The sequence below is a fragment of the Maricaulis salignorans genome (assembly GCF_900103475.1).
GTDB lineage: Bacteria > Pseudomonadota > Alphaproteobacteria > Caulobacterales > Maricaulaceae > Maricaulis > Maricaulis salignorans.
The window spans coordinates 1-14,914 of sequence record NZ_FNHG01000012.1; the positions used below are offsets into that span (position 1 = coordinate 1).

A 14,914-nucleotide genomic window follows, 5' to 3' on the forward strand; every position below is an offset into this window, starting at 1 on the left:
ACACGCTTCGAAAAACACGCCGACAATTTCATGGCCGCCCTCGCGCTCGCCTCAGCCCGAATTTGGATGCGCGCAATTGAGTCCACGCCCTAGCGGGGCCTGGCCTGCCGGCATCACCAGTCAGGCGGGGTGAGTTTCGATACTTAGGCATTTCTGTAAGTTTTGACTTGACGCGGCGCGTTGCGCTCAATTACATAGCCGTATGCCTAACTATTCAGACGATCTCGACCACACCTTCCGCGCCCTGGCCGACCCGACCCGCCGGGCGGTGATTGCGCGCCTGATCCAGGGCCCGGCCTCGGTCTCCGAGCTTGCCGAGCCCTTCGACATGGCGATGCCGTCTCTGATGCAGCATTTGCGTGTGCTCGAGAGCGGCGGGCTGATCCGCTCATCCAAGCAGGGCCGGGTGCGCACCTGCCATATCGAGCCGGTGCAGCTGCAGCGCGCCCAGGACTGGATCGCCGGCCAGCGCGCGCTCTGGGAGGGCCGTCTGGACCGGCTCGATGATTATCTCAAGACGACGCGCAGCGATGAGGACGCGCCCTGAGGGCGGCCGGAGCGCAAACCACATTCGAACCGGCGATTGATCCATCGCCACGGCAATTCATCAACACACCAGCCTGGCGTTTCGCCCGGCTGTAGGGAGAACCCCCATGACTGACAGAACCGCACTGCACGAGACTTTCACCCTGACCCGCACGCTCGCCGCGCCGGTTGCGGCCGTCTATCGCGCCTGGGCCGACCCGAAAGCCCGCGCTGTGTGGAACGCACCGGTGCCGGGTGTCGAGATCGTCTATGACGCCGATGATTTCCGCGTCTGCGGGATTGATCGCGTGCGCTATATCGAGCCGGATGGCGCGGTGTTCAACGCTCACCTGACCTATCATGACATCGTCGCTGATCAGCGCATTCTCTACTCCGAAACCCTGTCCTGCGAGGGCGCACCGCTTTCGGCGGCGCTGGTGACGGCTGAGTTCTTCGACGACACGGCCGGCTGCAAACTGGTCGTGACGGTCCAGATGGCCGCGCTCAACGGATCCGGCATGGAAGTCGGCTATCACGAGGGCTGGAACGCCGTACTCGATTGCCTGCCGCTCTGGCTGGCGAGAGAAAGCGCCGGAGGCGTGGCGTGAGCGAGCACGCACGCGCTGGCGGCCAGGGCGGGGCTCAGTCGGCCCCGGTCTCGCTCTCGCTCTCATCGGCGGCCGGACTCAGCGCCGTCAGATAGCGCTGGGCGCCGCTATGGGCGTCGATCATCTCGCGGAACCGCATTTTGACGACCGCATTGATAACCGCGTCCCAGGCTGCGCTCTCGGCCTTCTCATCATCCTGGATGCGGCCATCTTCCTCATGCAGGAAGTGCAGGCGGCCGAACTGGCGATAGGGCCATTCGGGCAGGGCCTTGATCGCGTCCTCGACCAGCATCAGCTTCTTGGCCTCGTCGAGCCGTTTCTCACCGTCCAGCCATTGCCGGATCACCGGACCGCCGGGCAGGTAGGGCACCGGATCGAGCGCGTTCTGGAACCGGTCGGTGCGCGCCAGCAGGCCGTCCCTGTCATAGCAATCGATGAAATCCTGGTCGGCGGTCATCGGCGCGGCGAAACTGCACACTTCGATGCGGCGGTCGGGATATTGCTCGCGGATCAGCGTCGCGCCGAGACAGGCCATCGCCCCGCCCTTGGAATGGCCGGTAATGCGGATGGCGCTGGCCGAGCCGGCATTGAGGGTTTCCAGGGTCTCGAGCAGGTCCTGGGCGAGGCTTGAGACGGCAATCCCGAAGGCACTGGCCACCTGGCCGTAGTCACGTTCACCGACCGTCCACGGCATCGGCACGGTCTGGGCGTCGTGCAGCCAGTCGGCAGCCCAGCGCCAGAAGATCATGTCTTCCGGCGGCAAGGTACCGCGAAACGTCACCAGCAGGCCGTCATCATCGGTGCGGCAGACGAAGCCGGCATGCACATCATGAATACCACTGACGAAGACCAGCGGACGGGTGCCCTTGAGCATGCCGGCCTCTTCGAGCAGAGGCAGGCTCGAGCCGAGCCGACGGTCCGAGATCATGTAGGCCGCATTGCAGGCATTGATCAGGCGTCGCGGCCAGGGATTGCCGCCCAGCGCGTCCAGAACCGGATCGATCAGTTCGCTCGCCGCACTCTTGATGTCATCGAGGATCGGACTGTCGGACGGCGGCATGGGCAGGACGGACTCGTGCTGTCAGTGGGGCAGGGCGCGGGGCTAGAGCAGGCCGATCTCGCGCAGGCGCTGATTGAGGAAATCATTGGCGCGCATCGCTTCCGGGTATTTGTCAGGATGCTCGTCCGTGGCGCAGCCGGGCAGGGTCTCGATCATATAGTCGGGCCGGTAGTGCAGGAAGAAGGGCATGGAATAGCGTGAATGCCCGGTGCGCGCGCCGACCGGATTGATGACGCGGTGCTGGGTCGAGGGCAGGAGATCATTGGTCGAGCGTGCCAGCATATCGCCCATATTCACCACCAGGCAGCCGGCCGGCGGGTTCATGTCGACCCATTCGCCCGAACGCGTCTTGACCTGCAGGCCAGGCTCTTCGGCCCCGAGCAGCAGGGTGATGGTATTGATATCGCCATGCGCCTCGGCGCGGATGGAGCCGCCCGGATCGCCGGCGACCGGCGGATAATGCAGGAGCCGCATCACCGAATTGCCGTCCTTGACCGTGTCGTCGAAGAAGTCTTCCGCGAGGCCAAGGTCAAGCGCGATCGCGCTCAGGACGCGCCGGCCGAGGGCGTCGAAATCCTGGTAGAGGCCGTGCACGCTGTCCTGCCAGCCTTCGACCTCTGCCGGTACGAGATTGGGCGCCATGTCGGCTTGGTATTTGTGACCCGCAGGCAGATCGCGGCCGACATGCCAGAATTCTTTCAGGTCGACATGGCTCGCGTCCTTGGCGATCTCCTTGCCGAAGGGCGTATAGCCGCGCGCGCCGCCGCCGCCGGGGACGAAATATTGCTGCTTTACAGCCTCGGGCAGGGCGAAAAATTCCGCGGCCTTGGCATAGGCGCGATCAATCCGGGCCGGATCGAGGCCATGGTCGGAGATGGCGGCAAAGCCGAACTCGCGGAAGCTGCGTCCCAGTTCGGTGGCGAAGCCTTGCGGATCGCTGGCCTGGCGGGCCATGGAGACGGGGGCGAAGCGGGAAAGGATTTCGTTGGCTGGCATGAGGTGCGGACCTGTTCTGGTGTGATGACGGGAATAAGGCCTTGCTGCCCGCCTGCCAAGCGGTGAGCGGGAAATGACGCACCCGTGATCAGGCTTGTGCTTGTATCACCGGCCGTCCACCCCATTTGCGCTCCACAGGGATTGCCTGCCACTCATCAAGACGGAGACGCTTCATGTCCGCACCGATCGAACTCTATTACTGGCCGACACCAAATGGCTGGAAAGTCTCCATCGCGCTGGAGGAGATGGGCCTGGCCTATGACCTCAAGCCGGTGAATATCGGTGCCGGGGAGCAATTCGAGCCGGATTTCCTCAAGATCAGTCCCAATAACCGCATGCCCGCGATCATCGACCCGGACGGTCCTGACGGCCTGCCGATCGCGATTTTCGAGAGCGGCGCCATTTTGCAGTATCTCGGCCGCAAGTCCGGCCAGTTCTATCCGGCCGACCCGCGCGCCCGCGCCGCGGTCGAGCAATGGCTGTTCTGGCAGATGGGCGGACTGGGTCCGATGGCCGGACAGGCGCATCATTTCCGCACCTATGCCAAGGCGATCGAGCCCGATGAGAGCAAGCTGGATTACGGCAAGACCCGCTATACCAATGAGGTCAACCGGCTCTATGGCGTGCTTGAGCGCGCCCTGTCGGACGGGCGCGACTATATCGCCGGCGAGTATTCCATCGCCGATATGGCGATCTGGCCGTGGATCCTGCCCGAAGGCCAGGGCCAGGACCTCGCTGATTTCCCGTTGCTGTCGGCCTGGATGGATCGCGTCGGTGCGCGGCCCGCGGTCAAGACGGGCCGCGCCCTGGGCACGGATATGCGCCGTCCGCTCGACGAGGACAGCGCGGATGGCAAGAAGGCGCGTGACCTTCTGTTCGGCCAGAAGGCGCGCGTCTGAGGCCAGTGTCTGAGTTCCGTGCCTGAGGCCTGTGCCTGAGGCCTGTGTTTGAGGCCAGTGTCTGAGGCCAGTGTCTGAGGCTTGTGTGGCGTGTGAATTCGCCTTGTACGCGTAAGGGCTTGCGTCGGCAGGTGGGACATTCAATGCTGTGGCGGGGAAGCAAGGGGGCAGGCCCATGGCTGACGTCTCTGACGCGGCGCAATCCGACACGCCTGAAATCGAATCCCGGCCCCGCAACGGGCTGACCGGGGCGGAGAGCGTGCGGCTGGCGGCAACGGACGCCTGCCGTGCGGACACCTGTTCGCCCTGGGAGGCATCCCCGCCCGGCCTTGTCGCCTGGTTGCTGTGGCGCGCGCTGTTCAAGGGATTCCGGCCGGCCTGGCTGCTTGCATCGCTGGCGGTTTCAGCCTGGTTTGGCGCCCATGTGGTGATCGAGAGCGGCGGCATTGCCGCGATGACCCGGACCGAAGCCGGCCTCGAAACCCGCATCCAGACAGCCCTTGCAGCCTCGGTGCCCGAAGGCGTTGAGGCGCAGGATTACTGGGTCGCCCGCATGTCCGAGGCGCTTGATGGCGATGCGCGGCGGCGCGCGGATATTGACCGGTTCCGGGCCTGGGCAGTGATTGGCCCCGATTTGATCGGGCGTGACCGGCTGGCGCTGGAACATCTGGCGGGCCCGGCCGGATCTGAAACTCTCAATGCCCGCCTGACGGCAGCCCCGCCCTGGGTGCGCGCTGATGCCCTGGAAAGCGGTTATCGCGAGCTGATCGGCAGCGAGGCCGCACAACAGCTCGATCCGCCGCAACTTGTCTTCGCACCGCCCGCCCTGCTGGCGCGGCTGGATGCGGCGCAATTCCACTGGTCGATAGCAGAGCACAGCGCCAATGCTTTCTTCAGCGGCCGGCGCAGCGGTCAATTCGAGCTGACCATGGTGCCCGGGCTTGTGATTGGCCGGGGCGGCGATACCCGGCTCTATGGCGGTGTGCGACAACTCTTCATGCAGGCCTGTGCCGCGACGCCGCAAATGGAGGGCTGTGAGGCCGGTCTTGTTCCGGCCCAGGACTTCGATCCGGTTCGCTATGCCCTGGCGGCGCTCGAATCCGGTCTGGTCGATCTCAACCTGCCCGCCAGCGCTGTGCATGACGGTGCCGAAGTGCTGCAGGCCGCGCGCGAAGCCGGTCGCCTGCAGCCGCAGCTCGAGGCGCAATTGCGCGACTGGGTGGAGACGGTTTTGCCGCCGTCGGAGATTTCCGGCGCCCTGCAGGCTTCGGGGCTGCGGCCGGACTTCGCCTTTTCGGCACCGACCCAGGCGAGCCGCCAACTGGCCGGACATGTGGAACGGCGCTCCGGCGCCGAAGCGGCCGCGCTGTCGCGTCTGCTGGGCGATCTGGCTCGTATACGGCGTTCGTCATCGGTCATGACAGCGATCCGCGTCGTGTCATCGATCGGCGAACTTAACCACGCGGATTATCTTGTTCGCATCTCCAACACCGCCGGCGACCGTCTCCTGGCGCTGCATTTCGCTCTGGGTGACGGGGTGTATCAATTGCTGGATTCCCCGGAAGGCCACCCCCGCGCAAGCGCCCGTTCCGTCAATCTGGCCTATGCTGGCCTGCTCTCTGCGGCGATTGTCGTGTTTTTGATCCTCTTGCGGTTGGCGACATCGCCCGAAGTGAGGAGGGCGAGTCGCCTGACAGCACTGGACGCGCGGCTTTCGCGTTTATTCCTTGGTAGGAAAACCTAACCGATTTAAAGGCTTATGGCGTATTTTTCCTGAATTCCCTTAACCTTAAAGCAATTCTCTTTGCGCAGGATCGGTCTCGTTCGGAAGGCATTCGGACAGGATGGTGGCGCGGATGACAGATCCATAAGGATCGCATCCGCCGGTGTTACAGGGGAATGATCATGGCGTTTACCGACGTTGAAACTGCGCAAGTGCATGAAGCCGTTACCAGCGACCCGACAGGTGAAGATCTGTGCAAGCTGGGTATTCTGTACTCAACCGGCCAGGGCGGCGAAGTCGACTATGTCGAAGCCCATAAATGGTTCAATCTCGCGGCCCTGATGGGGTCCGAGCCGGCGAAATACTATCGCCAGGAAATCTCTGACCAGATGTCGACGTTTGAAGTCGCCAGCGCGCAGCGTGCCGCTCGCGAATGGCTCTCGACGCGCCACTAGTCACGCCACCAGACTGTCTGAAGGTCAGCGGACTAGCCTCCGCTGACCACCCTGACAGTTTGTGCAGGCGCCTGCAGACCGCGATGCCCCGGCATGCGGCTCGAGTGCAGGTGAGGGGCCTGGCGTCGATCAGTTATTATTGATCGCGTTGGCGATGGCGTAGGACATTGCCTGGTCGAGCGGCAGGATCGAGTTCACATATTGCTCAATGAAGACATTGATCTCGGCCACCGTGGTCCGGGGTACAAACACGATATCATTGCGGCGCAGCTGAAGCGCGTCGGCGCCATCGCGTCCGCGTAAGGCATCACGCAGATTGACGGTGCGCAGCATCAGGCCGCCGCCGGCGCCACGGCGCAGAATCGCGACCTCGCGCGACGCCGTGTCGCGAAAACCACCCGCCAGCATCACCGCCTCCAGCGCCCCGATCGGGCTGGGCAGGGCGATCAGGCCGGGAGAATTGACTTCCCCGCCCACGATAATGTTCTGCGGCCCCAGTGTGGCGCGACGCACTTCAACAATCGGCGACACCAGGACATTGCGCGCATAGGCGTCAGCGATGACGGTGGCGATCTCGTAATCCGTCTTGTTGGCGACCATCACATTTGCGAGCATGGGCAGATTGATGCGGCCATCAGGGCCGATCTCGGCCGTGCTCGACAATTCCGGTGCCGAATGCACCGTGACATCGACGCTATCGCCCGGAAAGAAGCGGTATTCCGGGTCGCTATCCTGCCAGGCAAGGAAATGTTGCCCGCCCCATTGTGCGGCTTCGGCAGCCGGCGCAGGTGCCCGGCTGGCACAGGCACCGAGCCCGAAAGAGGCCGCAAGGCACAGGCCCAGACTGATCGCACGCATAATTATCCCTCGGATTCGCTGACAAGCTGATTTCAGACCCGTTTGGATAAGAAAAAATTAAGCGCGACGAGGCCTTTATGGAAGGATGACACGTGATCAGGATATTGCCGGCTCGAATGAGGGCCGGGTGACCGGGCTTGGCTCGGGTGCCCGGGGCGATCTTGATTTGTTCGATGTCATTGCCCTGGCATGGTCGGAGAAGGGTTTTATCGCCCTGATTTTTGCCCTTCTGTTTGCCATCGGTGTGGCGCTCTCGCTGACCATGCTCAAGCCGAGCTATGAAGCGCGCTCCAGCCTGATGATTCTCCAGGATGACAATCCGACGCCGGCCACGGCCGGAGCCGGCGGCGCCTTTACGCTCGCCCAGGTGATGCAGTCGGAAAGCCAGTTGCTCAGCTCGGCAACGGTGTTGCGGCGGGCCCTGGCGGAAATCGGACCTGGCGCGGTCCTTGGAGCCGGCGCTGGCAGCGATGCCACGACCTCGGCGCTGAGGGCGATGTCCAATTCCTTCTCGCTGTCACGCGAACCCAATTCAACCGCGATCAATGCCAGCTATACCGCTGACACCGCAGACCGTTCGGCCCTGGTCCTGAATGCGATCATCGACGCCTATCTCGATTACCGCGAGGAAGTCCTGATCGAAACCGGCGTGCGCGGCCTGTCGGTCCGGCGTGAGCAGGCGAATGCCGCCGTCGAGGACGCGCAGGCCGCGCGCGATGCCTTCCTGCTGCGCCATGATTTGTCGAATTTCGAAATCGAACAACAGACCACCGATGCGCTGGTCGGCAATCTGACCGACCGGGTCAATACCTCCAGCGCCAATCGGGACTCAGCGCTTGCCGGCGCCCAGGCGATCCGTGAACGTCTGCGCAGCGTTCCGGAGAATATCGAACTTTATGTCGAGAACGGTGTCGATGCGGTTCTGCTCGATCGTCAGTCCGAACGTGCCCGGCTCCTGGCCCGATATCAGACCGGTGCGCCAGCCGTTATTGCGCTGGATCGCGAGATCGCGGCGATTGAGGCCTTTCTTGCCAGCGGCGCCTCTGATGGCCGGGGCCAGAGCCGGACCGGTCCCAATCCGGTCAGGCAGTCGCTCGAAACCGATCTGGCCACCCGCGAAGCGAATGCCCGCGCCGAAGCATCCATGCTGGCGGCGCTGGAACAGCAATTGCGCGTCAATCGCGATGAGGCGGCCCGTCTGCGCCAGCTCGAACCGGAATTCACCCGGCTTGAACAGAATGTGGTCGCCGCCGAGGAAGCCGCGGCAATCGTCGCCGGCCAGGAAGCGACCGCGTCCGCACGCCGTTCCTCGACTCTGGGCGGTGCTGATGCCGTCCGCTTGATCGACCGCGCCATGCCGCCCTTGCAGGCCAAGTCGATGAAGAAACTGGGCCTGATCGCGGCCTTCGTTCTGGCAGCCGGTGTCGCGCTGTTTGCCGGACTGATGCGCGGCTATTGGCGCGTCTATATCGCTGCGGGCGGGATACCCGCCACCACGAGCACGCGGCAGTCCGCGCCGACATCGGCAGCTGAAGTGGCCGCACCGCGGCATCCAGCCAATGATCTGCCCGCGGATATTCCGATCCTTGCGCGCGTTGCCGAACGCACCGCGTAAGCAGCGCGTTAACCGTGTTGGCCGCAAGCTGATCCGGATGCCAATGGAATCACGCCGGACGCGAACCAGTTCATGAATTTGACAGCCGAATTGTCCCAGCTGATTGATCAGCTCGAACCGATCGCCCGGCCGGGCGGACAGGGCCGTGCCCTCATGGTCATGGGTTCACGCCCCGGCGCCGGGGCCTCGACCGTCGCGCGCGAACTGGCCCGGCTGGCGGCCTTGCGCTCGCAACGTGGTGTCTGGCTGTACGATCTCGATTTTGCCGGGAACGCGCAAGCGCGCGCCGCCCGCGTCCAGGGTCCGGCGTTTGACGCCGCGCTGGGACGCGATCCGTTCTGGGCACTCCAGACCGGGGCCGGGCGGGCACGGATTGTCGCGCGCCAGTCGGTCGTCGCCAATCTTTTCGTGACCGAATTGCAGAGTGAGCCCGGTGCGCTCGAGGGCGTGGCCCTGCGCGCAGCGCCCGATTACTGGACGGCCGTGCGCCAGTCGATTGACCTGGCGATCATTGATGCACCCAGCCAGACCACAACACCGCTCAATCTGGCCGCAGATCTTGATGGCGTGATCCTGGTGGCCGATGCGCGCGACCCGAATGGAGCCGGTTTGCAGGCGCGGCGCGCCGCGATCGAGGCGAGGGGCGGTGTCGTCGCCGGTCTGATCCTCAACCGGACGGAACGTATCCAGAGCGCAGCATGAGCCCGATCGCCGCCCGCGAACCGCTTTTCCTGAGCGTGTTGCGGCAGGCGCCCGGATTGCGCTCGGTGCGCTTCGTCGAGGCCGGATTTACCGTTCTCGGGCTGTTTCTCTTCTCCCAGGCGCTGATCGGACCGTTGTTTGCGCCGTCCGGCAGTGAGGAAACCTCGATCATCCTGCGCCTGATGTGGTTGCCGGTCTATGCGGTGACCCTTGTGCTGATGCTGGCTCGGCCGGGCGCGATCCTGCGCACGCTCAGCGGCAATCTCCTTGTTCTCATGCTCATCGGTTTGATGGCGGTGTCGGTGACGTGGTCGGTTGCGCCGGATGTGACGATCCGGCGGTCCTTTGCGCTGGCGATGAGTTCCTGTTTCGGGCTCTGGATGGCGTCACGCTGGAGCTGGCGTGAGATGATCCTGCTGATTGCCTCGACCTTTGTATTGCTGGCGCTTGCCAGTGCCATGATGGCATTGGCCGTACCCTCGATGGGGGTCGATCATGAGGTTCACGCTGGCGCCTGGAAGGGCGTGTTCTGGGAAAAGAATACCCTCGGCGCGGTGATGGCCTGGGGCGCAGTCAGCGGCTATGCCGCCAGCCGGGTTGACCCGAAGCACTGGCTGTTCTGGATGGGATGCGCGGTGATGTGCGTCGCGCTCGTCCTGCTCTCCACCTCGAAGACGGCGCTGTTGTCCTGCCTGCTCGGAACCGGGATTGCGGTCGGGATCGCCCTGTGCCGACGCGGCTTCGGCTTTGCCTCCCTGATGATGTTTCTCGGGCTGACGGGCGGGATCACCATCGCGATGATCCTGCTGGTTGCACCGGTTGAGGCATTGCAGGCGCTCGGCCGCGACGCGACGCTGACGGGGCGGACCGATATCTGGGGCGTCCTGATCGAGGAAATCCGCGCCGTGCCCTGGACCGGCTATGGCTATAGAGCCTTTTGGGTCGCGGATAACGGACCGGTCTTCTGGGTGCGCCAGGCGACAAACTGGGATGTGCCGACGGCGCATAATGGCTGGATCGAGATCGCGCTGGCGATCGGTATCCCCGGCGTTGTTCTGACCGCTGTGGTCTATCTTCAGGCCTTCCTGCGCGGGGTCGGGCGGATTTTTCGCGGACCGGAAACCTATTGGGCGCTGGCGTTTGTCGCCATGCTTTTCCTGGTCAGCATCAGCGAGAGCAATCTCGTGCAGCAGAACTCGCTCGGCTGGGTCCTGTTCGTGGCGACATCTGCCAAGCTGGCTGAGCGCCGCGACGGTTCCGCCAGCCGCTAGCCGCGCCCTGTCTCCAATACCCGTCGATCAGGCCCCGTTTCAGGCAGCCGCCGGCTGTCAAGCCGCGGCGCTACCGGGATCCTGCGCGGAGGCCGTGTTGGCCTGTCCGTAGAATTTAGGCTCCAGACCTCTGAACCAGAGCACTTTCCCCGCACCCTGCACGGCCTTGTCGAGCGCCTTGACCGCCAGGGCCCGGCGCACCGGCAGACTCAGGAGGGCGAGCGGTGCGAAGGCCAGGATCTGTGCCAGGCCGACCGCCATCCAGAACGCGATTCCGGCCCGATCAACGGCGTCTGGCCGGGCGCAATTCTGCGTCGCGCCCTGGCCGAAGGCAAAGCTGCGTGAGAGCAGGTGCGACCAATTGGTCCGGCTTTCGCCGACCACTTCGACAGCTTTCGCGCGCGACGACCAGCCGAAGCGGGCGCCCTGTGCGGCGAGCAGGGCGAAGAAGGCGTCATCCTCGCCGCCGATCTGGTTGAGCGCCGGGTCGAAGGGCTGGTCGGGCAGTTTGAAGGCGTCGCGATCGATCAGGGAATTGCCACTGCCGAAGGGCTCATCAAGCAGGCTGTCGGCGGCGGGGCCGGTACGTGAATACAGGCGCGTGGCAAGCTGGCCGGGCAGGCTCGCCGGTGCGTTGACCTCGGCGCGCAAGGGCCCGAACACCACCTGAGCGTCGAGCGTCCGGGCGGTTTCGAGCAGGGCGCCGAGCCAGTCAACGCTGGCGACTTCGTCGTCATCGAGCAGGGCGATATAGCGTCCGCTGGCGGCAGCAAAGCCGGCATTGCGGGCATTGGAAACGCCCGGCCTTGGCTCGTGCACATAGATGACGGGGCAGCGCGCGACGGCATTGGCATTGGCGGCAATCGCCCTTGCGGAGGCCTCCGGGGAGTTGTCGACGATGATGATTTCGTCGGGGCGGTGCGATTGCGCCAGCACGCTCTGGACCGCGACGCGCAGGCCTTCCGGCCGGCGGAATGTCGGGATCATCACGGAAATACTCATGCGGCGTCTCCAATCTCTGCCATCGCTGCGGCAACCGTCAGCACGCGGGCGCCGCTGCGCTCGACAGCGGCACACACCCGCTCGAGCTGGGCCGGCGTACAGCCCCATTGGGTTGGTTCGTCCTGCACATCATGCAGGTAGAAGATCAGCCATCCCGGGTGCTCGACCAGGCTTTCGGCCGCGTCGACAGCGCGGGCGATGCCGGTTTCGCCACCATCGACGGGTACCGATTTGAGCAGGCTGCGATCGCTGTCACCGCGATTGATCGCGGCGTGGACGCCGCGCAGTGAGGTGAAGCGCTGGGCCAGCAAGCGCTTGGCCGCAGGCGTTGTCTCGCCATAGGGATAGGCGAAGCTGTCCAGCTTGCCCTCATAACCCAGTTCGCGCAGGGCCTGATGATTGCGCTCGATATCGGCCAGCAGCGCGTCGGCACCGACGCGTGATCCGTCGATATGCGTATGGGTGTGACAGCCGATTTCATGACCTGTGGCGACAAGGCGTTGCAGATCACCGGCATCGAACATGTCACCGTGATGGGTGCGGGTGCCCGCATAACCGGCCGAGGCGTAATACGTGCCGCGCCAGCCATGGCTTTCCAGGATCGTCGCACCGTTCAAGGCGGCCGATTTGGGAAAATCATCGAAGCTGAAGCTGACGATGGCATGATCAAGGTCGACGCTCAGCGGTGCGCGCGCCGCGAGCCGCGCCCAGCGGCGGTTCAGCTTCGAGACCAGGCCTCCGCCGGGATTATAGGGCGTGTCCATCAAATCGCCTCCGCGGCCCAGCTGGCGCGCCAGAGCTTGAGCGCTGCCGTGCGCAGCCGCACTGGCAGGCCCTGGCTATTGGCCAGCCGAGCCCACAGGCCGCGCAGCAAGCCCTGAAAGGGAATGATGCCAAGCGTACGGGCCGCGCGGGCGCCGGGCAGGACTGCCAGATGCGGATGCTTTTCCAGCAGGCGGGCATAGTTGACGGCGCCATCGCGGAACTTCTGCAACAGGGATTCAGTGGTCTGAAGGCCGGCATGGCTGGCCGGATTGTCAAAATGGATCAGAATATGGTTGCGCGCCGCGCGCACGGCCCAGTCGACATCCTCAAAACCCCAGCCGGTGAATCCGGTGTCGAACGGGACGCCGCGCATGACACTGGCGCGCACCAGAAGATTGCTCGAGCAATAGGCGGTGGGGCCGATCAGGGCGCGGGCCGCCGCGTCTTTCTCGTCGCTTGTGCGGGCGAGAACCGCGTGCAGCTGATAGCGCCGGTCATCGGGCTCGGCGGTTTCATAACCACCAAAGGCGGCGTCGAAATCATCCAGTTCGATGCGTTCGAGATAGGCATCGAGAAAACGGTCATCGCCGGGCTGCATGTCGGCATCGAGATAGAGCAGCCAGCGGCCGCGGGCCTGGCGGGCAAGCAGATTGCGCCCGGCCGAACGGCCAATGTTCTCGGCTGCGGTGAGGAGCCGGGCCGGGGCGCTGAGCGCCCGGATTGTGCGCGATACGGCTTCGTTAAGGCCCGGATCGGGACAGCCATCATCGAGCAGCACGATCTCGATGTCGCGGCGCACGCCGATCAACGGGTTGAGCGCGGCGGCGAGGGCCGTCGGATCATCGCGATAGAAGGGCACCAGAATGGACAGGACCGTGCGGTCGGATCGCTGCCAGGCGGTATTGGCCAGTTCGGCAAATGGCGTCTGTGATGTGTCCGTCATGATTGGGCCCCCGCCGGTTTCATCAGTGCACGTGCATCGGCCAGCCAGCTGCGGCAGTCCGCGATATTGAAAGCCAGCGCGCTGGCGACATAGACAAGCGCGCCGGTCATTGCCTGGGCGACAAGCATCAACCATGCCGAACCGATGACCGGCAGCGCGTAAACGGCCGCTGCCATGATCCCGGTCGCTGCTGCGGCCCGGATCCAGTCAGCCCAGGGCAGGGGCAGCGCGAAGTGTTTGCGGCCCAGCCAGGCGCAGATGAGCAGGGCAATGAAATACGCGATCACGGTTGCGGCTGCGGCGCCGGCAATGCCGAACATCGGAATAAAGACCAGGTTGAGGCCGAGATTGAGCACGGCAGCACCGGCCATGATGACAGCCATGCTGGCGGTGCGGCGCTTCAGTGTGAAAGCTTCGTGGAAATAATAGGTCATCATCCCCTTCATCAGGCCCGACAAGGCGATCCAGGGCATGATAAGGGCGGCCTGTTCACGCAGGCTTTCACCGATGATGATCGTGGTCAGCGGCACGGCAACCAGCGCCAGCCCGGCGGCGGCCGGGAAAGCGATCAGGGCCATCAGCCCGGCCGCGCGGCCGGCGACGTCGCGCGCGGCTTCCGGTCCCTGGCTCTCCAGCGCCTTGATCGTCAGCGGCCACACGGCGGCGCCGAACCAGATGAAGATGACATCGAGCAACCGGTCCGCGAGGCCGTATCCGGCGGCATACATGCCCACTGCACCTTGCCCGAGGAAGGCGGCGATCAGGAAACGGTCGCCGACCGAGAGCAATTCTTCAAAGACGAGCGAGGCCGAGACCGGCGCCCCGTAGCGCGCATAGACCTGGGCGCGCACGACCTGGCGACGGCCCCTGGCGGCGCGGCGCAGCATGACCGGCAGGTCGACGATGAGCGCGATCGCGGCGGCGATGGCCGAGCCCATGAAAATGCCGGCGGCGCCCAGGTCCGTTGTGAAGATAATACCGACGCCAATGATGAAACCGCCCATCAGATAGCCGGCCTCCAGCGCGGAGAAGCGGGCGATCTCGCCGGCGGCGCGATGCGTCACCAGGCCGATCTGCAGCAGGGCCCGCAGCAGCAAGGCCATCGCCGCGAAAGCCAGAACGGTTTTCAGGCGCGCATCAAAGGGCAGCCAGACCAGCGCGGCGACAATCAGGATCGCTCCCGCCAGCGCCATCAGCAGGAAGAGAGCATAGGCCGTCGCCAGATGGTCGCCGAGGCGGCGGCGCGCGTCGGCACGGGCGTGGAAACGCGCGATCGCGGCTTCCAGCCAGGTGAAGGTCGTGATGTGAAACAGGGAGAGAGCGGCCAGCGCCAGCGCGTACTGACCGTAATCATCCGCCGACAGCAGACGCGTGAAAATCGCCACGCCGCCGAAGCCGACAATCACCTGGGTCAGTTGTACGGGAAGATATCCCAGAAGATGCCGTCCAAGCATGAAACGCTCCGCTCGCCTGTAACGCGAAGCTTGCAAGA

15 protein-coding genes are annotated in these 14,914 nt (G+C 64.6%); 8 read left to right on the forward strand and 7 right to left on the reverse strand.

Annotated elements, in window-relative coordinates; translation table 11 throughout:
* Window positions 1-202 precede the first annotated feature (202 nt).
* Window positions 203-547, forward strand: coding sequence for an ArsR/SmtB family transcription factor (locus BLT42_RS10035; RefSeq protein WP_091770346.1), 345 nt, complete (start codon window positions 203-205; stop codon window positions 545-547).
* 106 nt (window positions 548-653) lie between these two features.
* On the forward strand, window positions 654-1,133 hold the full coding sequence (locus BLT42_RS10040) for an SRPBCC domain-containing protein (protein WP_091770350.1): 480 nt from the start codon (window positions 654-656) through the stop codon (window positions 1,131-1,133).
* Between the two features lie 34 nt (window positions 1,134-1,167).
* Here BLT42_RS10040 and BLT42_RS10045 read toward each other — a convergent pair whose 3' ends face one another.
* Both BLT42_RS10045 and BLT42_RS10050 read right to left on the reverse strand, forming a co-directional pair.
* Window positions 1,168-2,193: a lipase family protein gene (locus BLT42_RS10045; RefSeq protein WP_091770353.1), complete on the reverse strand. Its 1,026-nt coding sequence runs from the start codon at window positions 2,191-2,193 to the stop codon at window positions 1,168-1,170.
* A 42-nt stretch (window positions 2,194-2,235) separates the two neighbouring features.
* Window positions 2,236-3,189 (reverse strand): isopenicillin N synthase family dioxygenase, encoded by a 954-nt coding sequence (locus BLT42_RS10050; protein ID WP_091770357.1) that lies wholly within the window; start codon window positions 3,187-3,189, stop codon window positions 2,236-2,238.
* A 173-nt stretch (window positions 3,190-3,362) separates the two neighbouring features.
* Here BLT42_RS10050 and BLT42_RS10055 point away from each other — a divergent pair, with 173 nt between their 5' ends.
* From BLT42_RS10055 to BLT42_RS10065, 3 genes are all read left to right on the forward strand, one after another.
* Window positions 3,363-4,088, forward strand: coding sequence for a glutathione S-transferase family protein (locus tag BLT42_RS10055; protein WP_091770360.1), 726 nt, complete (start codon window positions 3,363-3,365; stop codon window positions 4,086-4,088).
* Window positions 4,089-4,263: 175 nt separating this feature from the next.
* On the forward strand, window positions 4,264-5,832 hold the full coding sequence (locus BLT42_RS10060; RefSeq protein ID WP_091770363.1) for a hypothetical protein: 1,569 nt from the start codon (window positions 4,264-4,266) through the stop codon (window positions 5,830-5,832).
* Between the two features lie 161 nt (window positions 5,833-5,993).
* Window positions 5,994-6,266 carry an SEL1-like repeat protein gene (locus BLT42_RS10065; protein WP_091770506.1) on the forward strand — a complete coding sequence of 91 codons (273 nt, stop codon included), beginning with the start codon at window positions 5,994-5,996 and terminating at the stop codon, window positions 6,264-6,266.
* 129 nt (window positions 6,267-6,395) lie between these two features.
* Here BLT42_RS10065 and BLT42_RS10070 read toward each other — a convergent pair whose 3' ends face one another.
* The gene (locus BLT42_RS10070) at window positions 6,396-7,124 is read right to left on the reverse strand and encodes a polysaccharide biosynthesis/export family protein (protein ID WP_091770365.1); all 729 of its coding nucleotides are present in this window, start codon (window positions 7,122-7,124) and stop codon (window positions 6,396-6,398) included.
* 85 nt (window positions 7,125-7,209) lie between these two features.
* On the opposite strand from BLT42_RS10070, the gene BLT42_RS10075 reads away from it, so the two are divergent.
* From BLT42_RS10075 to BLT42_RS10085, 3 genes are all read left to right on the forward strand, one after another.
* Window positions 7,210-8,739: a GumC family protein gene (locus BLT42_RS10075; RefSeq protein ID WP_091770367.1), complete on the forward strand. Its 1,530-nt coding sequence runs from the start codon at window positions 7,210-7,212 to the stop codon at window positions 8,737-8,739.
* 72 nt (window positions 8,740-8,811) lie between these two features.
* Complete coding sequence (locus tag BLT42_RS10080; protein WP_091770369.1) at window positions 8,812-9,441, forward strand: P-loop NTPase family protein; 630 nt, start codon at window positions 8,812-8,814, stop codon at window positions 9,439-9,441.
* Window positions 9,438-10,712 (forward strand): O-antigen ligase family protein, encoded by a 1,275-nt coding sequence (locus tag BLT42_RS10085; protein WP_091770371.1) that lies wholly within the window; start codon window positions 9,438-9,440, stop codon window positions 10,710-10,712. The genes BLT42_RS10080 and BLT42_RS10085 overlap by 4 nt, the downstream gene beginning before the upstream one ends.
* 57 nt (window positions 10,713-10,769) lie before the next feature.
* Here the strand turns inward: BLT42_RS10085 and BLT42_RS10090 are convergent, their stop codons facing one another.
* The 4 genes from BLT42_RS10090 to BLT42_RS10105 are packed head-to-tail and all read right to left on the reverse strand — an operon-like array spanning window position 10,770 to window position 14,876.
* Entirely contained in the window at window positions 10,770-11,714 is a 945-nt protein-coding gene (locus BLT42_RS10090) for a glycosyltransferase family 2 protein (protein WP_091770373.1), read from the reverse strand.
* Window positions 11,711-12,478 carry a polysaccharide deacetylase family protein gene (locus BLT42_RS10095; RefSeq protein ID WP_091770375.1) on the reverse strand — a complete coding sequence of 256 codons (768 nt, stop codon included), beginning with the start codon at window positions 12,476-12,478 and terminating at the stop codon, window positions 11,711-11,713. Before BLT42_RS10095 ends, BLT42_RS10090 begins: the two co-directional genes overlap by 4 nt.
* A complete protein-coding gene (locus BLT42_RS10100; protein WP_176780327.1) occupies window positions 12,478-13,422 on the reverse strand; it encodes a glycosyltransferase family 2 protein in 945 nt (314 codons plus the stop codon). Before BLT42_RS10100 ends, BLT42_RS10095 begins: the two co-directional genes overlap by 1 nt.
* Window positions 13,419-14,876: a lipopolysaccharide biosynthesis protein gene (locus BLT42_RS10105; RefSeq protein WP_176780328.1), complete on the reverse strand. Its 1,458-nt coding sequence runs from the start codon at window positions 14,874-14,876 to the stop codon at window positions 13,419-13,421. The genes BLT42_RS10100 and BLT42_RS10105 overlap by 4 nt, the downstream gene beginning before the upstream one ends.
* Between the last annotated feature and the right edge of the window lie 38 nt (window positions 14,877-14,914).